Annotated in this window: 18 protein-coding genes and 3 tRNA genes; 14 read left to right on the forward strand and 7 right to left on the reverse strand. The window is 69.5% G+C overall.

The genetic code is table 11. From position 1 onward, the window contains the following. Window positions 1-328 precede the first annotated feature (328 nt). The 3 genes from CFN78_RS00110 to CFN78_RS00120 are packed head-to-tail and all read left to right on the forward strand — an operon-like array spanning window position 329 to window position 2,699. Complete coding sequence (locus CFN78_RS00110; RefSeq protein ID WP_094860477.1) at window positions 329-1,024, forward strand: SAV_915 family protein; 696 nt, start codon at window positions 329-331, stop codon at window positions 1,022-1,024. Then, window positions 1,021-1,386: a hypothetical protein gene (locus CFN78_RS00115; protein WP_094860478.1), complete on the forward strand. Its 366-nt coding sequence runs from the start codon at window positions 1,021-1,023 to the stop codon at window positions 1,384-1,386. The genes CFN78_RS00110 and CFN78_RS00115 overlap by 4 nt, the downstream gene beginning before the upstream one ends. After that, window positions 1,383-2,699: a hypothetical protein gene (locus CFN78_RS00120; RefSeq protein ID WP_094860479.1), complete on the forward strand. Its 1,317-nt coding sequence runs from the start codon at window positions 1,383-1,385 to the stop codon at window positions 2,697-2,699. Before CFN78_RS00115 ends, CFN78_RS00120 begins: the two co-directional genes overlap by 4 nt. A gap of 403 nt (window positions 2,700-3,102) precedes the next feature. Here the strand turns inward: CFN78_RS00120 and CFN78_RS00125 are convergent, their stop codons facing one another. Further along, complete coding sequence (locus CFN78_RS00125; RefSeq protein ID WP_094860480.1) at window positions 3,103-3,618, reverse strand: RDD family protein; 516 nt, start codon at window positions 3,616-3,618, stop codon at window positions 3,103-3,105. Window positions 3,619-3,752: 134 nt separating this feature from the next. On the opposite strand from CFN78_RS00125, the gene CFN78_RS00130 reads away from it, so the two are divergent. The 6 genes from CFN78_RS00130 (at window position 3,753) to CFN78_RS00155 (ending at window position 10,077) form a co-directional block, all read left to right on the forward strand. Continuing rightward, entirely contained in the window at window positions 3,753-4,517 is a 765-nt protein-coding gene (locus CFN78_RS00130; RefSeq protein WP_094860481.1) for a hypothetical protein, read from the forward strand. Between the two features lie 367 nt (window positions 4,518-4,884). Further along, entirely contained in the window at window positions 4,885-5,628 is a 744-nt protein-coding gene (locus CFN78_RS00135; RefSeq protein WP_094860482.1) for a helix-turn-helix domain-containing protein, read from the forward strand. 137 nt (window positions 5,629-5,765) lie between these two features. Continuing rightward, window positions 5,766-7,679, forward strand: a complete 1,914-nt coding sequence (locus CFN78_RS00140) for a S9 family peptidase (protein ID WP_094860483.1) — start codon at window positions 5,766-5,768, stop codon at window positions 7,677-7,679. 294 nt (window positions 7,680-7,973) lie between these two features. Then, complete coding sequence (locus CFN78_RS00145) at window positions 7,974-8,318, forward strand: hypothetical protein (RefSeq protein WP_094860484.1); 345 nt, start codon at window positions 7,974-7,976, stop codon at window positions 8,316-8,318. A 3-nt stretch (window positions 8,319-8,321) separates the two neighbouring features. Next, window positions 8,322-9,545 (forward strand): NlpC/P60 family protein, encoded by a 1,224-nt coding sequence (locus CFN78_RS00150; RefSeq protein ID WP_094860485.1) that lies wholly within the window; start codon window positions 8,322-8,324, stop codon window positions 9,543-9,545. Window positions 9,546-9,666: 121 nt separating this feature from the next. After that, on the forward strand, window positions 9,667-10,077 hold the full coding sequence (locus CFN78_RS00155) for a hypothetical protein (RefSeq protein WP_094860486.1): 411 nt from the start codon (window positions 9,667-9,669) through the stop codon (window positions 10,075-10,077). A 390-nt stretch (window positions 10,078-10,467) separates the two neighbouring features. On the opposite strand, the gene CFN78_RS00160 is transcribed toward CFN78_RS00155, so the two are convergent. After that, a complete protein-coding gene (locus tag CFN78_RS00160) occupies window positions 10,468-11,577 on the reverse strand; it encodes a hypothetical protein (RefSeq protein ID WP_094860487.1) in 1,110 nt (369 codons plus the stop codon). Between the two features lie 20 nt (window positions 11,578-11,597). Then, a complete protein-coding gene (locus CFN78_RS00165; RefSeq protein WP_094860488.1) occupies window positions 11,598-12,014 on the reverse strand; it encodes an SRPBCC family protein in 417 nt (138 codons plus the stop codon). A 133-nt stretch (window positions 12,015-12,147) separates the two neighbouring features. On the opposite strand from CFN78_RS00165, the gene CFN78_RS00170 reads away from it, so the two are divergent. Genes CFN78_RS00170 through CFN78_RS00175 form a run of 3 tightly spaced genes read left to right on the forward strand, consistent with a single transcriptional unit; the run spans window position 12,148 to window position 13,873 of the window. Further along, entirely contained in the window at window positions 12,148-12,759 is a 612-nt protein-coding gene (locus tag CFN78_RS00170) for a TetR/AcrR family transcriptional regulator (protein WP_094860489.1), read from the forward strand. After that, entirely contained in the window at window positions 12,749-12,967 is a 219-nt protein-coding gene (locus CFN78_RS28660; protein WP_165777395.1) for a hypothetical protein, read from the forward strand. Before CFN78_RS00170 ends, CFN78_RS28660 begins: the two co-directional genes overlap by 11 nt. A 27-nt stretch (window positions 12,968-12,994) precedes the next feature. Next, window positions 12,995-13,873: a CPBP family intramembrane glutamic endopeptidase gene (locus CFN78_RS00175; RefSeq protein WP_133116258.1), complete on the forward strand. Its 879-nt coding sequence runs from the start codon at window positions 12,995-12,997 to the stop codon at window positions 13,871-13,873. Window positions 13,874-13,887: 14 nt separating this feature from the next. On the opposite strand, the gene CFN78_RS00180 is transcribed toward CFN78_RS00175, so the two are convergent. After that, window positions 13,888-17,745: an nSTAND1 domain-containing NTPase gene (locus CFN78_RS00180; RefSeq protein ID WP_133116259.1), complete on the reverse strand. Its 3,858-nt coding sequence runs from the start codon at window positions 17,743-17,745 to the stop codon at window positions 13,888-13,890. 636 nt (window positions 17,746-18,381) lie between these two features. Between CFN78_RS00180 and CFN78_RS00185 the strand changes: the two genes are divergently transcribed. Beyond that, on the forward strand, window positions 18,382-18,714 hold the full coding sequence (locus CFN78_RS00185) for a hypothetical protein (RefSeq protein ID WP_094860492.1): 333 nt from the start codon (window positions 18,382-18,384) through the stop codon (window positions 18,712-18,714). Between the two features lie 391 nt (window positions 18,715-19,105). Here CFN78_RS00185 and CFN78_RS00190 read toward each other — a convergent pair. The 3 genes from CFN78_RS00190 to CFN78_RS00200 all read right to left on the reverse strand — a co-directional run bounded on the left by CFN78_RS00190 (window position 19,106) and on the right by CFN78_RS00200 (window position 19,374). After that, window positions 19,106-19,179: transfer RNA gene (locus CFN78_RS00190), tRNA-Phe, on the reverse strand. 28 nt (window positions 19,180-19,207) lie between these two features. Continuing rightward, window positions 19,208-19,281 (reverse strand) — tRNA-Asp (locus tag CFN78_RS00195). Between the two features lie 20 nt (window positions 19,282-19,301). Next, a tRNA-Glu gene (locus CFN78_RS00200) sits at window positions 19,302-19,374 on the reverse strand. 151 nt (window positions 19,375-19,525) lie between these two features. Here CFN78_RS00200 and CFN78_RS00205 point away from each other — a divergent pair. Next, window positions 19,526-20,413, forward strand: coding sequence for an alpha/beta fold hydrolase (locus tag CFN78_RS00205; protein ID WP_094860493.1), 888 nt, complete (start codon window positions 19,526-19,528; stop codon window positions 20,411-20,413). The last annotated feature ends 34 nt before the right edge of the window (window positions 20,414-20,447 follow it).

Raw genomic sequence — 20,447 nt, forward strand, 5'->3', positions numbered from 1 at the left:
GATCTGTTCGTATGCCGGGAAGCAGCGTTTGGTCGCCCAGACGGTGGGTGAGCAGCTTGTCGATGTGGTGACTGATCGGGGCCGTCACGTGGCCCGTTCTGTGGTCGCCGATGCGTGTGACAGTCCCGATTCGTTGCGCCGGTGCCGCACTCTGGCCGGCGCATCGGCGTCGCGGTTGTCTCGATCGCGGCGTGGGTGCGGATGGCTGTGCGAGTTCGTACGGATGTTGTGCGGGGCTCGGCGCGGGACGGTCGTCGTGTGAATACTCGCGGAATCGTGTGGTCTGTGGCCGCCGAGGGTCATGGCGATATGCGAGGGGGGCGGAGACATGGTCACGACGGCGTCACTTCGTGCGTTCGATGCGGGTGCGACCGAACTCGCCGGCGAACTCGCCGAGCGGGACGTGGTGAGTCTGTCTGTGACGACGCTGCCGGATGGCCGCATGGAAGCGTTACCGTCCGGACGCGGCGAACTGATCGTGTTCGCCTACACCGACGCCGAGAACGTGGTGACGGCGTGCGGGCCCGGTCAGCCGTGGGACGTGGTCGGCATCGCCGAGTTGGTCCGGACTGCTGATCAGTCCTCACCGCCCATGGTATTCGCGGTGGACATGTGGCACCCGGCCGGAGCGCGCTACCCGCGCCCGGATATCCGAGATCAGGAGCCGCTGCCGTCCGAGCCGGAGGCCGAGCCGATTACCGAGGTGTGGATCCTGGCGTTGCTGCCGGTGGCGGGCGGAGCCGGTGTTGAGCTCTTCTCGGTCGAGCCGGGTGAGGCGGTACTGCTGGGGTACCGCTCTCTGGCGGACATGCGTGCGTGCTGCGGGCCGCACCAGGCGGCGGTGCAGGTGCGCCCTGAGGACGTGGACGCGGTGATCGCCGAGGCCGGGGCGGACGGGCTGCTGTTCGACGTGCGGCTTGGGGAAGGCGTTCGGCGGGAGCACACCGTGGTGGATTGGACTCGACACGACCTGTTCGATCCGCCACGGCCACCAGGGTTCGCCATCGAGGAGGAGACGGGATGAGTGGTTACGGTTACGAGCAGGGGGCGCTGGGGGATGTACGGAGCCAGCTGGACAAGGGCGCGGCGGAGATCGATGCCGTGATCGTCGGCGTCCCCGTGGTGGACGCCGGGCGCAGCAGCACCAGCGTCGCTGATGCCCTCACGTTGCTGACGAATTCGGGGGCGGCTCTCGCGCAGGTCTTGAGCGTCCATTCCACCAGCATCGACTTGGCCGACGGTTCCTACGCCGAGATCGACAACACCGCTGAAGGCCTGTTGAAGTTCAACGAGATTCCGAACGAACCCGACCCGCACACCGGCCCCCTGCATGACGCCACCGACCAGACCGACACGCGCGACTACGATCCGCTGGCGCCACGATGAGCGGCGCCCTGGGTCTGCACGTCGACGGCACACCAGAATCCTGCACTGAGGCAGCCGAATGGCTGAAGAAATTCGACGTCGGAGCCGCCGAGGCAGCGGTGTATGCCTCGACAGCCATCGGCGCGGCCAACAGAACCTGGTGGGGGCCGGCGAGCGCACGGTTTCAGGAACTCACCAAAGACACCAGGAACGTCTGCGACGACCTGGCCCTGACCTGCCGGAACGCGGCGACCGCGCTGGAGAACTTCGGCGGAGCCCTGACGAAGGTGAAAGAAAGGATGGACTCGATCCGGGACAAGGCCATTGCCGCCGGCTTGAAGACGAACCGGATCAGCGTCCTTCCCCCAGACAAGGCCAAGATCATCACCAGCGCCAAACCGGAGTTGCCGCCTGCACCGGACTCATCGGCGATGCGCGACTACAACGAAGCCGTGGGTGCCTATAACGCGCAGGTCGCCGACTACAACACCAAGCGCGAAGTCTTCAACGAGTGCAGCACGATGCTCAAAGAGGTGCGAATCAGCGAGACCGAAGCGCATACGGAACTGGAGGGCGCGCTACCCAGAAGCGCTGCACCGGCCTCCGCCGAGGGCGGGGGCAGCGGTCTGGCCGACTGGAAGGTCGGTGGCATCACCATGATCAGCGCGTTCGACGCGGCCGCGACGGCCGGGACATCGGCGAGCCGGTACGAAGCCATCGCCCAGGCCAAGAAACTCGACGAGTCCGCCGACATGTTCCGGCAGTTCGCCACCGCCACGCGATGGGACACAACGCTGTCCCCGGCCCACCGGCGCCTGCTGACACAACTGTCCAACACTGCGGGCTTCGGGGCCGACCGCTACCGCGAGCTGATCGATCTCTACAGCAAGGTGCTGCCCGAGGAACAACGGCCGCAGGAAAAGTGGGTGGCCGTCGACTCCGCGGCACGGCGTGTCCACGGCGGGCGAATCCGCGCCGGGCACACGGCTCCCGGCCAACCGGTGAGGTTCTTCGGGCGTGCCATCACCGCCACGAAGATCATCTCGATCCTCGAAGAAGAAAACCAACTCGCGACGGCGGGCCAGCAGACCCGCCAAGGAGCCGTGGTCAAGGCCGTCGGCAGGGTCAGCGGTGACCTCTTCGGAGCCTTCGTCGGTGGCGCGGTCGGCAGCGTTGGCGGCCCGGTCGGCGCCTTCGGAGCTGCGCTGGGGGCCGGCGAGCTCGGATCGTTCGCGGGGGGCTGGATCGTGGAGCAGGCCATGCCCCGCGACTTCGATATCCAGTACAACCAGCCGTGGATAGAAGAGGGCCCGGAAGACTATGCGACCCGCTGACCGGAGGACCAGCCAGCCCTGTCATAGCGCGCCCCGCTAGACGCCCGCCACCGCTCGAACAAGCTGCCGACGTCGCCCCACGGGGTTTCCTGCCCTGGTGAACCAGAACTCCGGTAACTCGCCGATGCCGATGGCACTATGCGGTAAGAGTCCTCTGCTCTACCAACTGAGCTGGCGGTCCGCGAGCAGAGCTTGGCGGGAGACCATCGGCGGTCGTACGACCCGGGCTGTCGAAACCGGCACCGTCGTAATGGCCGGCTCTTGGCGCCCGGACGGCGTGGTGGCTGTCGGCTCTCCCGGGCACGGCCATGGGTGCCGGATCCGAGCCGTGTCGGGCCGTGGGAACGGGTCTGTGTCCCTGTCGGCGAGCAGGCAAGCGATTCCTCGGGCAGCCACGGCGTGTTCAGCGTCGGTAGACGCGAACCGGCTCGTCGTACACGTCCGGCATGTCGAGGATCGACAGGATCATCACCACGAGAGTGACTGGGAAGAAGCCCACACCCAGGTAGCGGAAGGTCCCGCGCCAGAAGCCGACCCGGTGTCCACTGGACGAGCGTAGCGAGACCACTCCCGTTATCGCCTGGCCCGGTGAACGTGAGCAGCCGTAGAGCGCACCACCAACCACCAGCATGACCGGATAGGCGGCGAACAGCACGATCATGCCGATGCTGTCGCTGAGCTGTCCCTTGTCGCTGAGTACCGCGGTGCCGAGGACGGCGGCCACTGCCGGAACGATCACGAACACGCCGTCGAGGATCCGCGCCCACCACCGGCGGGCGGTCGAAGCGCGGAACAGGAACACCTCGCCCCGCTGGACCCCGTTGCCGTCCGGTCCGAACGTGTGTTGCGGCGGCGGTGCGGCATGCCAGGACTGCGGTGGGGATTGCGGAAGCGCATGGCCATGCGGATTCGGCACCATTTCGGCAGATTAGTCAGCGGCACCGCGCCCTATTCTGCCTTTGCTGACATTGTGATCCTGTTCACTGCGGGGGAACCGACGGTCGACCGCATCTGTCAGACCAGCGTCTTAGCGCATTCCGCCAGGGAGAAAAATTGCTGTTGCCGGACGAGGCCACCGAGTTGCGGCGTGCCGAGGCTCGCAACCCCCGCCGATGGCTGATCGTGGTGCTGCTGTCACTGGTGGCCGCGGTCGTTCCCGTTGTGGTGACCCTGTCGACCGATGGTTCGTTGAGTCACTTGCTCGGACGTACGGAGGCCGTTTCCGCCACTGTGGACTCGGTCCGGGCCGCGGGCACCTGCGGACGAGACGACAACACCGAGTACCGGGTCCAAGTCCGCTGGACCCTTGACGGAAACCCGGGCCGCGGCGACTACCTGCGGTGTCGCAACGCGCCGAAGGAGGCCGCGTCCGTCGAGGTCTGGGTCGGGCCCGATGGCCAGGTGCACCCGGACTCGCCGACCACGACTCTGGTCGGCCTGACCTTCCTTGCTTTCGTGCTCGTCGTGCTCGTCTGGTCGCTCGGGGTCCGGACCATCGTTCCGCCCAGCCGCCGACGCCGACGTTTGCTCGCCGCCGGAAGTCGGCAACTCGCACAGCCCGTTCCGGTCGAACTGCTGGTGGGCAAGAAGCTCCGGATGCGGATCGCCGTCCCAGCCCAGATTTCCGGGCAGGAACGCGCCGTCACGGTGAACCCGGTGCTCTGTGCAGGCGATGGCTCGCCGCCCACCACCCGCCTCCGGCCGACGATGATCGGCTCGTACTGGCTGTACCTCGCCCCGGACAACGGTTCGCGTCGTCGGTCCGGCCTGCTTGTCCGCGGCCAGCGGCGTTGCTGGATCGACTTCACTCCCCGATAGTCACTCGTGGTCTGGATCCTCAGCCGGCGGGAGTGTTCACATACCGATGGTGCTGAAGGGTTGTCACGTAACAGTTTTTTGTGGCTCGTGTTCGATTCCGCCCCACGAGCGTCGGAAATCTCGCCTGCGTTCCCGGGCACGGTGTTGTCGTGATCGTGAACGGAGATCCGAGTCGCTGCCGCATGCCGCGGGAGAGGGGGCCGCGATCGCCGCTGACACGGTCGGCGCACTGGTGTTGCGGTGGTGGGCCGGGTCAGGCGACGATGACGCCGTCGAACTGGACCGGATCGCCGTCACTCACGGGCGCGTGCTCGGCACGAGAGTCGCCGGGACGTCGCGCGCGGTCCGGAGTCGAAGGAGCCGCACGATGCTGAGCAGTGAGCTCGCCGAACTGGCGGACGTCACCGTCCGCACCTTGCGCCACTACCACCACATCGGGCTGTTGCCCGAGCCGCCGCGCTCGGCCGGGGGTTACCGGCACTACGACGTCGGCCACCTGGTCCGGCTCCTGCGCATCACCAGGATGACCGCGCTCGGCGTCACGCTGTCCGTTCTGCCCGCGGTACTGGACGATCCGGCGGCCGCGGAGGAGCTGCTCGACGAGCTCGATCACCGGGCCGCCGCCGACATCGAACGGCTCACCGCCCGCCGGGCCAGCATCGCCGCGCTACGCCGCAGCGGAGCCCCACCGGACCTGTCTCCGGAGCTGTCGGTGTGGCGTTCCGCCCCCGCGTCCGAGATTCCTGCCGACATGGCCCGCTACGAGCACGAGCAGCTCATCCTGGTCGGACACCTGCTCGGCAGGGACGGTCCAGCGGGATTCGCCGCCCTGTTCGGCGAAGCGGACGGAGTGATGGCCGCGTCCGCACCGTTGACGGCGCGCTTCTACGCCCTCGGGCCGGACACCCCGGAGGACGAGGTCTCATCGCTGACCGACGAGCTGGTCGCGCGCCTCGAACCGGTGATGGCGCGCCTGACCGGTCTGTCCCTGCTCGACTCGCGGGCCTCGGCGCTGATGGAGGAACTGAACGAGCAGGCCCTCAGGCCCGCGCAGCACCGCGTTCTGCGCCAGGTCCAGCAGCGGCTGGCCGCCGGGACAGACGAAGCCTGACCGGACTTCGCAGCTCGTCGCCGGACAGCGCTCCGTGAACGCCGTGTGACCCGGAACATGGCGGGTGGTCTTGCGTACGACGCGACGTCGGGGTTTGGACTCGGGGGTGTTCGCATCCACCGACCAGAGGAACCACGATGACCGTCCCGTCGAAGTTGATCGCCGTCGAAGAGTTCTTCGGCCTGCCCACCCGTAGCCGGGCCCTGCTGTCCCCGGACGGCACGAAGGTCGCCTTCCTCGCCCCGTGGCGCGGCCGGCTCAACGTGTTCATCCGTGATCTGGACTCGGACTGGACCACTCCCGACGACGTACCCGGCGTCCGGCGCATCACCTCCGACACCCGGCGCAACGTCGACACCTTCTTCTGGACCGCGGACGGGCGCTACCTCCTGTTCCAGCAGGACACCGACGGCGACGAGAACTGGCACCTGCATCGCGTCGACCCGGCCCGCCCCGGCGATCCCGCGGTCGACCTGACGCCCTTCGCGGGGGTACGGCTGCTCGGCGCGCAACTCCCATCGGACCGGCCGGGGACGGCTTTCGTCCAGCTCAACAAGCGCCGTCCCGACCTGATCGACCTGTACGAGCTCGACCTGGCCACCGGCCGGCTGACCCTGACGGCGGAGAACCCCGGCGATGTCCTGTCCTGGCTGCGCACCCCGGACCGGTTGCTGATCTTCACCATGGAGGAGGGGGGCGAGCACGTGCTGTCGGAGTCCCTCGACGGTGACCGGCGCACGATCGCGCGGTTCTCCGGTACCGACGTCCTCCTCGCCCTCGCCCCGGTCGCGCCCACCCCGGACGGGAACGGCCTGTGGATCGGTTCGTCCCGCGGCTCGGACCGCACCCGACTGGTTCGGCTCGACCTGGACACCGGCGAGCAGCTCGGGGTGGACAGCCACCCGGTCTTCGACCTGGACACCCCGCGCCCCGAGGCCGACCCACGCTTCCCGTCCTCGCTGATCCTGCACCCGGGTACCGGGGAACTGCTCGGCGCCCGGTACCTCGGCGACCGTCAGGAGATCCACGCACTCGACCCCCACTTCGCCGCGGTGCTGCCGCGACTGGCCGAGCTGTCCGACGGCGACCTGGCCCACGTGTCCTGCGACGCCACCGCGCAACGCTGGATCGTGGACTTCACCCACGACCGCGATCCCGGCGTCACCTGGTTCTACGACCACGCCACGGGGCGGGCGCGCCGCCTGTTCCGCCCGTTCCCGCACCTGGACCCTGCCCGGCTGGCCCCGGTCACCCCGATCACCGTCACCGCCCGCGACGGGCTCGATCTGCCCTGCCATCTCACCCTGCCGGTCGGGGTCGAGCCGCGCGAACTGCCGACCGTGCTGCTGGTGCACGGCGGCCCGTGGTACCGGGACAGCTGGTGCTACGACCCGGAGGTCCAGCTTCTGGCCAACCGCGGCTATGCGGTGCTACAGGTCAATTTCCGCGGCTCCACCGGTTACGGCAAGGCGCACACCCAGGCCGCGATCGGCCAGTTCGCCGGGCGCATGCACGACGACCTGATCGACGCCGTCGACTGGGCGGTCGAGCAGGGCTACACCGACCCGGGCCGGGTCGCGATCTACGGCTGCTCCTACGGCGGTTACGCCGCGCTCGTCGGGGCCGCGTTCACTCCGGACCGGTTCGCCGCCGCGGTCAGCTACACCGGAATGTCCGACCTCGCCGACCTCGTCAGGTCGGTGGTCCCGTTCGCCCGTCGCAGCGTCGAGAACAGCTACCTGCGCTACATCGGCGACCCGGACGACCCTCGCCAGGAGGCCGACATGCTCGCCCGTTCGCCGATCAGCCGGGTCGACGACATCACCGCACCGATGCTGCTGATCCAGGGCGCCAACGACGTCAGGGTGGCCCGCCGCCACTCCGACCGCGTCGTCGATGCGCTTCGCGCCCGCGGCGCCGAGGTCGAGTACCTGTGCAACGAGACCGAGGGCCACTGGTTCATCAACCCGGACAGCAACATCGAGCTGTACCGCACGCTCGAGCGTTTCCTCGCCCGGCACCTGGGCGGGTGGTCCTCGACCACGTCCTGATCGACGGTGGCCACCGCACGCCTCGCCCGGGGGACCCGTTCGGGGGATCTGTTCCGGGCGCTGCGTGCGGGCCGGCGACCGATCGCCGGCCCGCGCCGGCGGTGGCTGCACCGGAATCCGCCGGTCGGCGGCGGGGAACCGATGGGCGGCCGGGTGCGTCGGTGTAGGCACGACGCCGTCATCGCGTTTCGGGGAACGCACACACAGTCATGTGTGAGCTCATAGACTGCGCGGTAGAGCAGCGTGAGCCGGGTGAGCACCGGCGCAGGCGCCGACACTGGAGGGGAACACCCAATGACTCGCCGATTCGATCCGGAACAGATCGCCGCGCTGGCCGCCAGGGTCGGCGGGCTCAGGGACAGCTTCAGCGACACGGGCACGGCCTTGGGGAGTGGCGATCCCGGGGGCGCTTACGGCGATCTGAAGAACGCGGCCAGCGCGGGCCAGGCGATGCAGGGGTTCTACGGCGGGGTCAACGCGCACCTGGGTGCCGCCGCGAGTCTCGTCGACGCCGCCTCCCAGGCGCTGGCTCAGGCTGCCGAGCGCATGCGCAACGACGACGACCAGGCCATACACACCCTCGGTGGCAACGACCCCGAGCGGGATCGATCGGACCAGTACGGGAACCAGGGGATCTAGCCGATGACCACCGCAGAACAGGATCAGGCCGCGCTCGACGATCCCTCACGTGACCGTCCGAAGTCGCTGGACGCCATCGACACCCACGCCCAGCAGGCCGAGAAGCTCGACGCGGGCGCGGTCAACGAGCAGGCGGCGAAAGTCGGTGGAGCTGCCACCAGCACCAACGACCTCGGAGACGCGCTCAAGGTCCTGCGCGACGACGTGCTGCGCGAATGGGAGGGCCAGGACGCCGACGCCGTCGCCGACCATCTCGAACAGCTCGGCAAGGCCAGCTACAACGTCAGCGACAAGACCGAGGCGGCCAGCGACGTACTCACGCGCGTGTCCGAGATTCTCGACGGCGTCAAACAAAAGGTCGCGCAGCTCGCCCAGGAAGCCAATGACAAGGACGCGGACAATCGCGCGTTGATCGGTGCGGCCAGGGACCGGAAGAACAATTCCGACGACGAGAACGAGATTCAGTCCGCCGCCTCGGACATCGAACGGCTTCGCCAGCTCAACGAGGCCGACTCGAACGGCAAGAAAGAAGAGATCGAGCAGGCGCTGGACGACGCCGAGCGCCAGATCGACGAACTCCTCAAACCGCTGGGCCTGGAAATCGAGAACGGTTTCCTGGAACTGGTGCCCGCCGACACCGGTCAGTCCACGTCGGCGAGTTCCGCCGCCGCCCCCATCGACACCAGCGGCGGCAACGCCCCCAGCGTCAACGGCGGCGGCGGGAGTGGCGGCGGTGGCGGTGACAGCGGCGGTGGCGGCGGTGGTGGTGCCGTCGCCGGCGTCCAGGGGGACGGGAAGCCCGCCAAGCCGATCGATGCCCGAGGTGACAACCCGGCCAAGATCGCCGAGCAGTTCCTCGGCCGGAATGCCGGCGACCTCAAGGGCAGCGGTGAGTTGCCCGCGATGCAGTCCTGGGTGCCGAACAACGTCAACTGTGCGAACTTCGTGTCCGGCTGCCTGGAGTCGGCGGGACTGATCGACAAGGGGCAGGCCAGCGCCTCGGTCGCCGGTCTGTCGGCCAACCTCGAGGCGGACGGCTGGAAGTCCGTTCCGCTGTCCGAGGCGAAACCCGGCGATGTGGTGGTCTCGAACGGCGGCGGGCACGTCGTGCTGTATGCGGGCGATGGTCAGTTCATCGGTTCGAACAACATCAACTCCGACGGTTCGCAGCAGATCAGCATGGGTGGCGGCGGCGGTCTCGTCAAGGTGCTCACCCCGCCGGGCTGAGCCGGCCGGGGTCAGGTCCCGACGCTCTGATCGCAAGTACCGGACGCAGTAGCATCACCGCCAGCCTGATGCGGTCGCTGTCGTCGGACCACACGTTTCCCTGCTATTGGGAGGTAGCCAGATGCACACCCCATCCGCACACTCCGGCGCGCGTTCGCCGGGGCTCGACGACGCGGTCCGCGACGCGGTGCTCGAAGCCGCGACCGCGCCACTCGCGCAGGTGTTCGGCGACCGCGTCCGAGTGACGGTGGAACGCCTCAACCGCGACGGCGACTGGGTTTTCCTGCAGAGCACCATGCGCGGAGCCGACGGCGGACGGCCGGACTTCGCCGGAACCAGTTACGAAGCGGCCCGCAACGACGGCGCCGTGTCCGATGTCTACGTCGCCCTGCTGAAGAAGGCCGGCCACGGCGGTGTCGAAGACGATGCGCGGTCCTGGCGGCTGACCGACTACGCCACCGGCCCCACCGACGTAGCCTGGCTGACCTGGCCGGACGCCCACGAAGCACCGCACGCGTTGTTCGGGTTCTGACTGCCGGTCGCGGGATCGTCCCAGTGCTGTCCGGACCATTCCGCTTCGGGACCGCGGACGCATTGGTGGCGCCAACTCGTTGGGGAAGTCGTCGGTGCGTGCGCGTTGTGCTTCGCTCCCGCGGTCCCCGTCCCGGTGGAAGTAGTTCGCGTTCGGTAGATGCTCCGACAGCGCGGTCCGTGCGATTTCGGCGAACTCCATTCGTGGTCCCTTGTCGCCATGGTCGCGGACGTTTCGGACGAGCAGAAGCCGGTTCTGGTCGTTGTCGCGATCACGATGTCGAGACTGACGGACATTTCGTCGATGCGATCGTGGCCGACCCAGCGCTCGGGTGCTCTTTCTTCCGGCGGGTCGGCGACCAGAAGCGGAGCGCCGAACGCTGTCACCTACTCACGACTTCTCGGCGGAGTGCGCGCGCCGCCTTTGCTGCTCGCGGTAGCCGTAAGCGGCCTGCCGCACGGCCTCGTCGCTTTCCAGGCTGGACCCCAGCGCTCCGGCGACTATCCCCATTGTGGTGAAGCCCCACGAGAGGGTCAGATACGCGGTCCATCCGACCGGATGCCCGAGGGTGCTCGACAGGAAGGCCTCCGGGACCAGGAACGCCGCCACGCCGAGGTTGACGACGAACAGAATCGCGTACAGGAACCCGACCCCGAGCAGCAGAGTCAGGATCGTCGACGCGTTGTACAGCCAGGCCTGCTCGCGGTCCGGTACGCCGTCCGGCCCCGGACGTTCCCAGAGCGAGTGTGCCGCGACGAGCCAGAACACGAGCAGTCCCACGGAGACGACCGCCGCGACGATGTGCCGCCCGGTGCCGAGCTGGTCGCCGATCTGCCAGACGGTGCTGGACGTGAGGCCGAAGACGCTGGTGGCGACCGCCGCGGCGAAAGCACTGGAAAGGCCGAAGACCAGCCGCCACGGCCGGTTGGTGCGGACCATGCCGCTGACCAGACGTAAGCGGCCACGGACGCGGGTCGTGCTGTACCGGACGCCGACATCGGTCTCGTTGTCCGCGGCCTCGCGCCGGATCGGCACGAGTAGATGGGTCAGCGGGCTGCCAAGGCCGTGCATGTGCCTGGCGCGCGCCTCGCCACCGGCGGGCTCGCCCTCGGGCGCGGCGAGTTCGTCGAGTAGCTGCCGGACGATCTGGCCTGCTCGGCGGAAGGGTTGCATGCCGCCGAGAGCGGGCAGCGATACCACGCCGACCCTGCCCCGCACGTCGGCATGGGCGAGCACCGGGCGGTCCCGGTGCCGGACCGGGAGGTCGGTGAGGCAGATCGCGTAGTCCCAGCCGCCGTCGCGCCGGCGTTCCCGGGTGGCGTCCAGGATCTTGCCCGCGCTGTGCAGGCCGGCGGTCACCTCGTCGCACACCACCTCCACCGTGATCTGGGCGTCGGTGTACCGGCGTGGCAGTTCCTCGGCCAGCCGGTCGGCGACCCGGCGGGGGAGATCCGGGTCGGTCACCAGCCCGAGAATGATCGGCCGGTCGTTGGTTCCCATGTGTGGCGGTTGCTCCCGTTCTACGGTCGTGCGGCGCGTTCCGCGGCGTCCTTGATCCCGGTCAGGGTCTCGGTGAGGCCGCGGTCGACCTGTTCGCCCTCGGTACGTTCGGTGTGCAGGCCGACGGTGAGCACGGAGTTGCCCTCGGACGGCCCGGCTTCGATGTCGAGTTCACCGTGGTAGTCGTGCGGTCCCGCGGCACCCCATTCGAGCTTCCTGCCATCCGTGATCACGTGCACCCACGCCTTGCCTTCGACGTCCTGTTCGGGTGCCCCTTCCGGGTTGATGTGCGCCGTGACGTCGACCTTGTCGCCGCCCGCGGGGCGCGCCGAGGTGAGTCGCGGCATGTACTCCGGCAGGTTCGTCACGTCGGCGAGGTAGCTGAACAACGTCGGCGCGGAGACCTGCACGGTGATGGATTTCTTGTAGTCGCCCATGTTCGGGCGTTACCCACGGCCCGTATACGGCAAACCCGGGGCGTCCTGGGGACCGCCGCCGGGACGGGCCGTCGTGCGGTGATGCCGGTCGCTCGAGGCAGTCAGATTATTACACATGTGATACTTTGAATTCGTGGTTCGGACGATAGATCAGGACGCGCGCAGGCGGGAGATCGCCGACGCGGTGTGGCGGCTGCTCGACCGCGGAGGTCTGGCGGGCGCGTCGGTCCGCGGCGTCGCGGCGGAGGCCGGGTTGTCGACGGGGTCGATCCGGCATTTCTTCCGCACCCAGGCCGAGCTGCGCGAGTTCGCGCTGACCTCCCTGCTGGAACGGGTCGACGCGCGCGTGCGCCGGGCCGCCGGCGAACCGGACATGCGCCGCCGCGTCCTCGCGATGCTGGGCGAGTTCATGCCCTTGCGGGAGGACACGACCCGGGAGCTGAGTATCTGGCTGGAGTTCGTCCACCATTCGAGGTTCGACGACGCTCTCGCCGCCGTCGTGCGAAGGCAGGCCGAGGAGATGCACACGTTCCTGCGGCACGTCGTGGAGGGGCTTCGCGAACTCGGGCACCTGCCACCGGACGTCGATCTCGACGACGCCACGGCCGGGCTCACCGCGTTCGTCAACGGGGTGACCCTCGGCTTGCTGACCTCGCCCCACCTGATCACCCGCGAGCAGGCCGTACGGCTGCTCGAAGCCCACGTGTTCCGCGAAACACCCGAAGGGAAATCCGATGATGACTGAGAACCGCCGAACAAGCACGACGCACGGCAAATGGGCGCCGTGGTGGGTCTACGTCGTGGTCCTGGTCGGCGCGAACTGGCTGCGGGCCGGGCTCCTGCCGGGTGACCAGTTCCCGCTGGTCGTGACCGTCGCGATCACGGTGGGGCAGGCCGCGGTCCTGTTCGCACTGATCACCGTGATCCACCGCGCGTTCTCTCGGTCCGCCTGACCACTCCGAGCCCGAAGGGACGCCGTTGTGCCCAATGTGATCACGACCGAGACCCGGCGAACCCCCGGCCTGCCGGTGGCCCTGGGCGGCGTCGTGGGCCTGTTGCTGCTGAACAGCCTCACCGTCCAACTCGCCACGGCCTGGCAGATCCAGGTGACGGTGGGTGCGCTCGCCACCGTTTCACTGGTCGGCCTGGCATGGGCGTGCCGCCACCGTTTCCACCGCTCGGCGACCGACCTGCTGCTGACGCTGGCGGCAGTGTCGGTGTTCGGCTGGGTCTCGGCGGCCCTGACGGCCTTGCCGCCGGTCGAGTCCTGGCTCGGCACCGCTCCCGTGCCGCTGGCGTTCCTGGCGGTCAACGCCATCAAGCTCTCCTCGCTCGCGGCGCTCGCGGTGGTGGCCTACCGTCGCCGGTGGTCCCGGCAGCGCCTGCTCGTCCGCGTCGGCGATCTCAACGTCCCGAGCGGCATTCCCTTTCTGCGCTGGGGAATTCTGGGCCCGGTCGTCATCGTGGCGGTCCTCTTCCTGTTCCTCGCCGATCCGGCGGTGACCGCGAACTTCACCTCGGACACCGTCACCCTGTTGCTCACGTGGGCACCGGTGATGCTGGCCGGGGCCGCGGTGAACGCGGTATGCGAGGAACTGCTGTACCGGCACGCCCTCATCACCACGGCCCAGCCGTTGTTCGGCACCGCCGTCGCCGTCACGGTCTCCTGCTTCGTCTTCGGCATCGGGCACATCACCGGCAGTCCGGGTGGCTGGCTCGGCGTCCTGTCCACGGCCGTCTACGGCGCGGTCTGCGCAGCCGCCATGGTGCAGAACCGGGGCATGGCGTGGAATTTCCTCATCCACCTCTTCGGCGACCTCGGCGCCGTCTCCGCGCTGCTCATCGCCACTTCGGCCTGATTCACGCGGTTCGGTCAGGCGCAGGGTGGGGCATAGGGCGTGCCTGGCAGGAAGTTCTCCCATTCCACCGGGGTGATCCCGGCGCCGGACGCGGTGCACAGCCAGCGGATCGTGTCCTCGGGATCGGTGCGCCACAACCGCACGCTGCCGTCCCGGCTGCCGCCTGCCAGCAGGCTGCCGTCCCCGCTGTAGGTGAGCGAAAGCGCCGCGTCGGCGGACGCGGTCATGGTGGCCGTGTGCGCGGGTTCGCGTGGGTCGGTCAGGTCCCACAGCCAGATGGTTCCGTCGACGCTGGCCGCCGCGAGCTCCCTGCGTCCGGGGTGGAAGGCGAGCTGGTGCAGGTCGGCGACCGGCCCGTTCAGCGATCCGTCGAGGAGTCGCGGCCCGTCCGAGGTGCCGAGGTCCCACAGGTACACGTTGTCGTCCGCGGCCGCCCCGACGGCCAGCACCGTGCCGTCGGAACTGAACGCGGTCGAGGTCGCCCCCTCCCCTGTCGGCAGTGTCGTGCGCAGACGGGCACGCGCCGGGTCGGCGACGTCGTACAGGTAGGCGTTGCCGTCGTCGCTGCCCGTCACGAGCAGGCTGCCGTCCGGGCTGAAGCGGACGTCGTTCAGTGCGCTGTCGGATTCGCGCATCGCGGCCAGCGGGGCCGGGCGCTTGGGATCGGCGACATCGAGGAGCGTGACGGTGCCGTCCTTCGTGGCCACCGCGAGGACGGTGCCGCCGCCGTGGAACTCCATCCAGGCCACCGTCGAATCGGCGACGCCGGTCTCCGCGAGCGGAACGGGCCGGGCGCTGTCGCTGACGTCCCACAGGCAGACAGCGCCGTCGCCGGTGCCGGCCGCGAGCAGCCTGTCGTCCGGGCTGATCGCGTTCGGACCGCTCAGCTTGCCCTGGTCTCCGGCCGGGACGAGCGGCGCGCCCACAGCTGCGGGCCGCTCGGGGTTCGAGGCATCGACGAGGTGGACCTGGTCAGCCTTGCCCCCCGGTCCGACGGCGAGCGTGTTCCGTGCGCCCGCGAAATCCACCGCGAACACCGAGTCACCGAAGCCCTCGATGACCGGCCCCGGGACCGTCCACCGCCGCGTGACCCCGTCCTCGGCGAGGGTGAGGATCGTGTGGTCGTCGACGTAGACGACCGTGGTGAGCACGCCCGCGTGCGGCAGAGTGCGGCGGACCTCGCGAGTCGCCACGTCCCATTCCCACAGCTTGCGGTCCGAACTCCCGCCGATGATCCGGTCACCCGACGGGCTGAAGTCGATGAAAGTGACCCAGCTCGCCGGTCCGGTGAGCGTGCCGAGGGGACGCGGATTCGCCGGATCGGCGACGTCCCACAGATACACGGCATGGTCGCTGCTGGTCCCGGCGGCGACCAGGCTGCCGTCCGGCGACACCGCGACGGAGAAGACCTGGCCCTCCGGTCCGGTCAGGCTCGGCAGCGGTCGCGGCCCGGACGGACCGGCGAGCGTGAACCGGTGCACCGAGCGGTCCCGGCTGCCCGCCACCAGCGACAGCCCGTCCGGTGCGAACGCGACGCTGGTGACCGCACCCTGGGGCCCGGACAGCACCGTGTTCCCGGAGGGATCGGCGAGATCGAAGAGATGGATCCTGGCGTCGGCACCACCGGCGGCGACGGTACGGCCGTCCGGAGCGATCGCTACCGAGGCAACGCTTCCGCGCGGCCCGGTCAGCGTCGCCAGCTCCACCGGAGCCGCCAGGTCGCCGATGTTCCACACCCGGACCATGCCGCTTTCACCGACCACGGCCAGCAGCGTCCCGTCCGGGCTGAGCGTGATCGCCGCGGGACGGCTGTCGACGGACAGCAGTGGTCCCGCTGCCACCTCCTGCCCCGTCCGCGCCAGGGCGACGGTGCCGTTGTCCGCACCGGTGGCCAGCACCTCGGCGTTCGCCGCCACCACGTGTGCGGGGCCGCCCGCGCCGAGATGCCTCGCAGCGATCGGATGCGCCGCCGAGTCGAGCAGCGCCGACCGGGCCTCCGCCGTGGGGGCGCTGCGGTAACCGATCGCCGCGAGTTGCGCGGCCAGGGCCGGATCGGAGTCGCGCAATCGCTCCGCCTTGACGGCCACGTCGCGGGAAAGGGCGAGCCGCCGGTCGTGTTCGGCCGCGTCCTGCGTGCGCCATGCGTAGAACATCGCGCCTGCCACGAGGACGACCATCACCATGGCGGCGCTGGTCAGTTGGTATCGGCGGCGGACGCGGCGGCGGGCACCCGCCTCGGCCGCGTTCCGCTTGTCCACGCCGGCGTCGAGGAATTCCCGTTCGAGCGGGTTGAGTTCTTCCCGGTGCCGCTCGGCCCAGGTGAGAGCCGCGGCCAGGGTGCCGCCCTGGTACAGGTCGTCGGCGGTGTGCCCGTTGTCCCGCCAGGCGTGGGCGGCCAGCGTGAGCCGCCGGTGTACCTGCCTGCCCGCGCGGTCGTCGTCCAGCCAGTCGTACAGCCGTGGCCAGGCATGCAACAGGGCCTCGTGGCTGATCTGCACCGCGCCGTCGTCGGCGGTCAGCAGCCGGTGCGCGATGAAGGTGTCCAGGATGTCGTCGATCTCCTCGGCCTCGACGTCGGGCCGGTTGCCGACCAGTTCGTCGCGGTCGACACGGCGGCGGGTGTCGGCCGTCGCCTCGCCCGCGTGGACCAGCCGCAGCAGGACCTGCCGGGCCACCCGCCGCGCATGCGGACCGAGGCTTCCGTAGGCGTTCTCGGCGGTGTCGGCGATGGCGTGCCGGATCCCGCCCACCGCACGGTAATCGTCGATCCCGAGTACCCGCTGCTCACGGGCGATCGCCGCGTCGAAGGCCACCTGCAGCGTGTGCGACAGCAGCGGCAGGGTTCCCTGGTCGTGTGCGGCGTCGGCTTCGTCGAACGGGGTCGGCGCCACCTCGCGCACCAGCAGTTCGACGAGTCCGCCGTCCACCTCCATCTCCTGCGTGCGCGCGGGCTCGGCGATCGCCGCCCGCAGCTCCGGTCCGGTCATCTGGCCCACCACGACCTGTGCGTTCTGCAGGGCCGCAGACAGGTCCGGATACCGCAGCGCGTGCCCGTAGAAGTCGGCACGCAGCCCGAGCACGACGCCGCCTGCCCGCGACATCGACCGCACCGCCGCCAGGAAGGCGCGCCGCTCCGCGTCGTCCACCTCCGCTGCGAAGATCTCCTCCAACTGGTCGACCACCAGCAGCCACCGGCGGCCCGGTTCCAACTGGACGGCTTCCCACTGCCCGTCCTGCTCGGTGCGCAGGGTCGCCAGCACATCCGCGGGCTCGGCCCCGGCGGCGTCGGCGAGGCGCGCGGCCAGTTCCGTCAACGGCGATCTGCCCGGCACCACCACCACGGGCGACCAGGCGGGTTCGGTCAGCCGGGGCAGCAGTCCGGCGCGTAGCAACGACGACTTCCCCGCCCCGGACGGTCCCACGACCACGACCGGCTCCCCATCGCCCGCACGTGCGGTGACCTGGTCGACGAGGCGTTCGGTCAGTGCGGACCGGCCGAAGAAGTGCGCGGCGTCGGCGGCACCGAACGAACGAAGCCCCGGGTACGGGTTGTGGGTTCGCCTGCCGCCACGACGGGCACGTCCGCGGAGGCGTTCGACCGCCGCCGTCCAGGCCCGCAACCGGACGTCCTCGCGTACCCCGAGCTCGCCCAGCAGCGACCGGAACTCGCGTCCGACACCCTGCTGCGGCAGGTGCCTGCCCTTGAAGTAGCCGTTGAGCGTGCTGCGGCTCAGACCGTGGCCCCCGCCGTCGGCGGTGGCGGTCGCAAGCTGGCTCAGGGACCGGCCGGATCGTTCCTTCAACCGCGTCAACGCCGCGCCGAAGGCCGAGATCGACTCGATCTCGGCCGGGTCGATCTCGTGTTCCCCCACCAGGGACACTCCCCTCAGCATCACCAGGCGGATCCCGGGTAACCGAACGAGATCGCGCAGTGACCACACCTTAGGGGGCCGGTCGCGCGGAAGGCGGCCGAACGCCCGGATCGCCTGCCCCGGACTCGCCCCGCGCCCGATACCCGCACGTCCTCGTCCCACGCCTGACCAGGTGTGCGAGTTCGTACGAATCACCGCGGAACCGGCGTTCGGGCTTGTGCCGCGGACGACTCCACGCCGAAGATCAGCCTGCTCCGCGGCACCGGAGGCATCGAGCAGATCCGAGGGGGATGGGTGGCCCGGGATCGCGATCGGGGGGTGCGTGCGCGGTGGCCGCTGCGACGGTCACCGCCGCTCCCCGGCGCGCGCGTCCGGCGGCCGGCAGGCCGGTCCGGCGCGGCAGGAGAGCGTCATCGAGGAGGGGGGCCTTGGTGAACGAGCCGCCGGGCAGGGGGAAGGACATCGGGTCTGCCGTCCCGGGCTCGCCGTTCCGGGTCGCCCCCGTGTGCAGGGTTCACCACCCGGCGACGGCACCGGAGTCCCCGGGCGACCTAACCGCGAACCGAGCGCGCCGATCCCATTTCCGGTGCCCGCGGAATTTCAACCAGTACATTCATCATTGAAAAGGATGCGTCCATGCCGACCCATAAGAAGCTGTACTTCGCCGCCCTCGCTCTGGTGGTGCTGGGGGTGGTCTCGATACTGCTGCAGCCAAGTGGCCCCGATACCGAGTGTGCGCCTCCTGGTGGGCCGACGTCCGGGTACTTCGACCAGGAAAAGGGGTGCGCGGTGACGATGGAAAGCATGGACGAGGTCGGCGACTACTATTCCTCGCCGAAACTGTTCAGAATCGCCGGCGTCTTCCTTGTCGTCGTCGGCATCGGCACCGGAATCGGCGGCGTGGTCGCCATGGGCAAGTCCCGCCGAAAGAACGCGACGCACACCGATGGAACCCCGATGCGTACATAGGGGTTACGTCGTCCGGTGCCGCGCTCCGGCCGAGTGCTCCTCGGCCGGGGCGGTCACCGTCTGCCGGAGGGTGTCGTGCCGGCGTAGTAGTCCCTGTCCTTCCCTGTCCTTTCCCTCCCGTGGCCGGTTCCCGCTTCGTGGCCGGGTAGCTCCAGATCGGCCGCGCTTGACCGGAGCCGGTCGCGGGACGCGAGACATCGGCGAACCTCGACGTGCCGGGGCGGAGACCAGTGCAGGTTCACCGGCTCCCGGGCGTGCAGGCAGCGGGCGCAGCCCTCCACCAGCTTCGCGGACAACGCGGCGTCGAGTTCCTCGGACTCCGGGTACCTCCCCCGAACGCGAAACAGCCCCCGCCGAAATCGGTGGGGGCTGTTTTAGCTGCTCTGAGCGGTGGCCAGGGCCGGGGTCGAACCGGCGACCTTCCGCTTTTCAGGCGGACGCTCGTACCAACTGAGCTACCTGGCCGAAGACGCCGGCGAACCGAACGATCTTGCGACCCTGACGGGACTCGAACCCGCGACCTTCGCCGTGACAGGGCGACGCGCTAACCAACTGCGCCACAGGGCCTTACATACTGCTTTACTGCGTACTCCCAACGGGATTCGAACCCGCGTTGCCGCCTTGAAAGGGCGGAGTCCTAGGCCGCTGGACGATGGGAGCCCGGTCAGTTCGGCGAACCGACCCAACCGCGCTCTCAGGTCAACTCCTGGGAGCGAAGATAAGCATAGGGTACCGGATCAACCCCCTGCGCAACGGGGGGTCCCCAATGCGCGACGACGGCGTGAGCAGGCAAAACCGTTAGCCTGACCGAATGTTCGAGGGATTCACGCTGGAGCGTGCCGAGGTCGGGGAGGTCGAGCTCCGGGTCCGCCACGGGGGCTCCGGTCCGCCCGTACTGCTTCTGCACGGCCATCCCCGGACGCACACCACCTGGCACCGCGTAGCACCGCTGCTGGCGAGCGACTTCACCGTCGTCTGCCCGGATCTGCGCGGATATGGGAAATCGGCCAAGCCGCCGACGACGCCGGATCACTCGCCTTACAGCAAACGGGTGATGGCCGAGGACTGCGTTCGGCTGATGGCGCGGCTGGGTCACGAACGTTTCGCCGTGGTCGGCCACGACCGCGGCGGTTACGTGGCCACCCGCCTCGCGCTCGACCGGCCCGAACTGGTCACCGGATTGGCCGTGCTCGACGACGTGCCGATCGGCGAGGCGCTGGCGCGGTGCGACGCGAAGTTCGCCCGGGAATGGTTCCACTGGTTCTTCTTCGCCCAGCCGGACAAACCGGAGCGAGCGATCGGCGCCGACCCGGACGCCTGGTACGGGGTGGGCGAACGGAACACGGAGTCGGCGCTGGGTGCGGAGAACTTCGCCGACTTCCGCCGGGCGATCCACGATCCGGCGACCGTGCGGGCGATGCTGGAGGACTACCGCGCCGGGCTCGGTATCGATCGCGAGCACGACGACGCGGACCGGGCGGCGGGCCGGAGGATCGCCTGCCCGACGATGGTCCTGTGGGCCTCCGGTGACGACCTCGGCGAGATCTACGGCGACGTACTGGGCGTCTGGCGGTCCTGGGCCGACGATCTGTGCGGCGGTCCGATCGACTCGGGCCACCACATCGCCGAGGACGCTCCCGGCGAACTCGCCGCGAGACTGCGTACGTTCCTGTCCGGCGAGCCGGCGTCGCCGGCCTGAACCGGACCCGTCCGCGCGGCTGGCGTGGGCCCGC

This window comes from Amycolatopsis antarctica, assembly GCF_002262875.1.
In the GTDB taxonomy this organism is placed as follows: Bacteria; Actinomycetota; Actinomycetes; order Mycobacteriales; family Pseudonocardiaceae; genus Amycolatopsis; species Amycolatopsis antarctica.

Coding starts and splice junctions, on each gene's coding strand:
- CFN78_RS00185 (WP_094860492.1), top strand. CDS start 18,382: ATGCCGACCCATAAGAAGCTGTACTTCGCCGCCCTCGCTCTGGTGGTG.
- CFN78_RS00145 (WP_094860484.1), top strand. CDS start 7,974: ATGACTCGCCGATTCGATCCGGAACAGATCGCCGCGCTGGCCGCCAGG.
- CFN78_RS00110 (WP_094860477.1), top strand. CDS start 329: ATGGTCACGACGGCGTCACTTCGTGCGTTCGATGCGGGTGCGACCGAA.
- CFN78_RS00140 (WP_094860483.1), top strand. CDS start 5,766: ATGACCGTCCCGTCGAAGTTGATCGCCGTCGAAGAGTTCTTCGGCCTG.
- CFN78_RS00165 (WP_094860488.1), bottom strand. CDS start 12,014: ATGGGCGACTACAAGAAATCCATCACCGTGCAGGTCTCCGCGCCGACG.
- CFN78_RS00205 (WP_094860493.1), top strand. CDS start 19,526: ATGTTCGAGGGATTCACGCTGGAGCGTGCCGAGGTCGGGGAGGTCGAG.
- CFN78_RS00120 (WP_094860479.1), top strand. CDS start 1,383: ATGAGCGGCGCCCTGGGTCTGCACGTCGACGGCACACCAGAATCCTGC.
- CFN78_RS00115 (WP_094860478.1), top strand. CDS start 1,021: ATGAGTGGTTACGGTTACGAGCAGGGGGCGCTGGGGGATGTACGGAGC.
- CFN78_RS28660 (WP_165777395.1), top strand. CDS start 12,749: ATGATGACTGAGAACCGCCGAACAAGCACGACGCACGGCAAATGGGCG.
- CFN78_RS00135 (WP_094860482.1), top strand. CDS start 4,885: ATGCTGAGCAGTGAGCTCGCCGAACTGGCGGACGTCACCGTCCGCACC.
- CFN78_RS00125 (WP_094860480.1), bottom strand. CDS start 3,618: ATGGTGCCGAATCCGCATGGCCATGCGCTTCCGCAATCCCCACCGCAG.
- CFN78_RS00160 (WP_094860487.1), bottom strand. CDS start 11,577: ATGGGAACCAACGACCGGCCGATCATTCTCGGGCTGGTGACCGACCCG.
- CFN78_RS00155 (WP_094860486.1), top strand. CDS start 9,667: ATGCACACCCCATCCGCACACTCCGGCGCGCGTTCGCCGGGGCTCGAC.
- CFN78_RS00150 (WP_094860485.1), top strand. CDS start 8,322: ATGACCACCGCAGAACAGGATCAGGCCGCGCTCGACGATCCCTCACGT.